Raw genomic sequence first — 3,109 nt, forward strand, 5'->3', positions numbered from 1 at the left:
ACTAATGAAAGAAGTTCCGTTACCTTGTCGTGGATTTCCTGTTTACTTAAGGAAGAATTCTTCAAGGGAAATGCGACGTTGTCGTGAATGGTGCGGGAGCGCATCAGGTTGAAATGCTGGAAAATCATCCCGATTTTTTTGCGAGACTCGCGCAAGTCTTTGTCGTTCAATGCCATCATGTCTTTTCCGCTCACGATGACTTTTCCTTCGGTCGGACGCTGCAGAAGATTGATGGTCCTTACTAATGTACTTTTGCCGGCGCCGCTGTATCCGACGATGCCGTAGACGTCGCCTTTATCGACTTCCAGGGAAACATGCTGTACGGCATGGATGGCTTTGTTTTTGTCAGTTTTAAAAGTCACTGAGATATCCTGTAGACTGATCATGTATCTTTCCTCCTCTAATAAAAAAAGCATCCATCCTACATCAAAAAAATATGACGTTAAGGACGAATGCGGACGCTTCGTGTTACCACCTTTGTTCGAATCCCCCTCACGGCAGGATTCCTCCATGAGTGAAGGCTTGCTTCACTCGTGCACGATAAAGGGTGCTCCCTTGAAGGACTTACGGCTTGTGCAGCTCATCCTTCCCGCTCCGAGGCCATCTTCAAAACCGTTCCGTATGCCTGTTCTCATCCATCCAGGCTCGCTGTGATACGTTGCGGTTTTTACTTTCCTCTTCCTTGCGTTTACATTTTATCATAAAATCAAAAAACTCTCGCCTTATCTGCTGCATATTCTATGCGCAAGATAAGGACGAGAGGTCAAAGTTCGATCTCGTGTTACCACCTTAGTTCACGAAAGCATCGCTGCATCCGCCTTAGCCAGTGCGCCTGCAAATTGCTGCAAGTCATACTGAGACACTGTAACGGGCGTTCCCGTCCTGTCTTAAGAAGTTACTCTTCGGACAAGCCACTCTGAGACCATCTTCAACCAACACTTCCTTGCTTGCTTTCACCTGACCAAGCTCTCTAATGAAGGAGTGGAATGATTTACTCTTCTCTTCGCTGTGTTTTTGATGTGATTAATATACCCAATCCCGCTTTCTTTGTCAACAGATAAGATTAAAAAGAAACAGAATTTTTTCGGGTTTTCTCATTTTGCGGAAGAGAAAACGCTCTCTTGAATTGGACGATACCCTGGTACGCTTGACTTATGGACGGAATAGTCGTATTCTGATTAATATTAAAATTATGTGAGAAAAAGGATATGACCCTATAAAAAAGCATGCGCCGAGGGGGTTCTGGCGGTGATGCACACTTGGATGGAGGATGTACTACATGGCTTTGACAACGAATGAACTATTTTCCCGCATCAAACCTTCGCAAATCCGCGAATTTGATGAACTTTTCCGCAGCGTGGAAGGCTGCATTCCGATGACGATCGGGGAACCGGATTTTGATATGCCCGAAAACGTCAAGCAAGCCGCCATCAAGGCAATCGAAGACAATGCGTCCCATTATGCGCACACTTCCGGCGAAATCGGCGTCCGTAAAGCAGTCAGCGAATTCCTGGAAAAGCAATATGATCTGCACTACGATTCCGAAACGGAAATCGTGATGACGGTGGGTGCCACTGAAGGGCTATTCGCCGCGGCTTTCGGCTTGTTGAACCCGGGCGATCAGGTCATCATCCCATCGCCGTTCTTTCCATTATACAGTTATGCAGTGGAACTGAACCGCGGCGAGTGCATCCTCGTTGACACTTCCGACACCGGCTTTTTGATGACACCGGAGCTGCTGCACAAGACGATGGCCGAAAACAAAAATGTCAAAGCGATCTTTTTGAACTATCCGAGCAATCCGACAGGCGCTACCTATACAAAAGAAGAACTGACGGCTTTGGCCGACGCAATCAAGCAGTACGACATCTTTGTGCTGAGCGATGAAATCTACAGCGAAATCACCTACGGGGAAAAGCATACTTCGATCGCGACCCTGCTGCGCGACCGCACGATTTTGTTCCAAGGTGCTTCGAAAGCCTTTGCGATGACAGGCTGGCGCGTCGGTGTGCTTGCCGCGGATGCGAAATGGATGAAGACCTTGTTCTTGGCCCATCAGCAGTTGGTGACGACCGGCGTAACGGTTTCCAACCGTGCGGCCGAGGAGGCGTTCCGCAACAGCGCGCCGGATGTCGAAAAGATGCGTTCCGAATATGAAAAAAGAAGAAACATCCTCGTTCCCGCTTTGCAGGAAGCCGGCTTTGAGGTTCCCGCGCTGAAAGGGGCCTTCTATGCTTTTGCGAAGATTCCGGCGAAGTTCGGTACGGACGATAAGGCCTTCTGCCGCGAAATCGGCATGAACGCCAAAGTGGGCATGCTGCCGGGCTCGATCTTCGGACCAGGCGGAGAAGGTTATGTCCGCATGAGCTACGCGCTGAGCACGGATATGGTCGCCGAGGCGGCTGAACGCCTGAAGACCTACATCGCCTCCAAATAGAGGTGCAATCCAATCCAAACATTGATAAAATGGACCTGAGTTGAAACCATAAAGCGAAAAGAGGGAATTGAAATGCCATATGTTCACATCGAATTGCTGGAAGGCAGAACCGACGAGCAGAAACAAGGATTGATGCGCGATGTCGTGGATGCCGTTGTAAAAAATGCCAACGTATCGAAGGAAAGCGTGCACGTGATCCTGAATGAGATTTCGAAACAACATTTGACCAAAAATGGAGAATTCATAGGCGAAAAAGCTTAAGGATTCCATCAAATAAGCCAAGGCGGGAATGAAAAACCCAACCTTGGCTTATTTTTTTCGTAATCGATTTGCTATAGAAACCAAATATCGCCGATGATCAGACGGATCCAATACATAGGTGGGGCCCCCTTTCACAGAACAGGCAAGCTTGCGACCAGAAACACTGAATACAAAAGCAGCTATTTTTCGTGAAAAGTACTTTTGACATAGAGAAGCAGGAGGATTGCCAAGAGGACAACGACATTCAAAGCCAGCCCCAAACTTGGCGGAAGGATCTGAATAAACAAGGCCAGCACGATCAGATTCAAGGCATCGATGCCAAGGAAAGTCCAATGTTGCGTGGATTCCATGCAGTTGCTGGAAATAAACAAGAGACCGCTGCATATGCCGATTGTGAGCCACCAGGATTTT

The 3,109-nt window shown here is 48.1% G+C and carries 4 protein-coding genes and 2 other annotated features; of the genes, 2 read left to right on the top strand and 2 right to left on the bottom strand.

Features of this window, described 5'->3' with window-relative positions; translation table 11 throughout:
- A partial coding sequence (locus WBV27_RS03240; protein ID WP_424199366.1) for an ATP-binding cassette domain-containing protein occupies positions 1-386 on the bottom strand: 386 nt, incomplete at its 3' end.
- Between the two features lie 55 nt (positions 387-441).
- Positions 442-692 (bottom strand) — a binding site (T-box leader).
- 56 nt (positions 693-748) lie between these two features.
- Positions 749-1,016: a binding site (T-box leader), on the bottom strand.
- A 263-nt stretch (positions 1,017-1,279) separates the two neighbouring features.
- Between WBV27_RS03240 and WBV27_RS03245 the strand changes: the two genes are divergently transcribed.
- Together WBV27_RS03245 and WBV27_RS03250 are read left to right on the top strand one after the other, a co-directional pair.
- Complete coding sequence (locus WBV27_RS03245; RefSeq protein WP_424199368.1) at positions 1,280-2,437, top strand: aminotransferase class I/II-fold pyridoxal phosphate-dependent enzyme; 1,158 nt, start codon at positions 1,280-1,282, stop codon at positions 2,435-2,437.
- Between the two features lie 72 nt (positions 2,438-2,509).
- Positions 2,510-2,698, top strand: a complete 189-nt coding sequence (locus tag WBV27_RS03250; RefSeq protein ID WP_086943757.1) for a 2-hydroxymuconate tautomerase — start codon at positions 2,510-2,512, stop codon at positions 2,696-2,698.
- A 179-nt stretch (positions 2,699-2,877) separates the two neighbouring features.
- On the opposite strand, the gene WBV27_RS03255 is transcribed toward WBV27_RS03250, so the two are convergent.
- On the bottom strand, positions 2,878-3,109 hold a 232-nt coding region (locus WBV27_RS03255; protein WP_424199371.1), incomplete at its 5' end, for a hypothetical protein.

This window comes from Trichococcus sp., from assembly GCF_049589555.1.
GTDB lineage: Bacteria > Bacillota > Bacilli > Lactobacillales > Aerococcaceae > Trichococcus.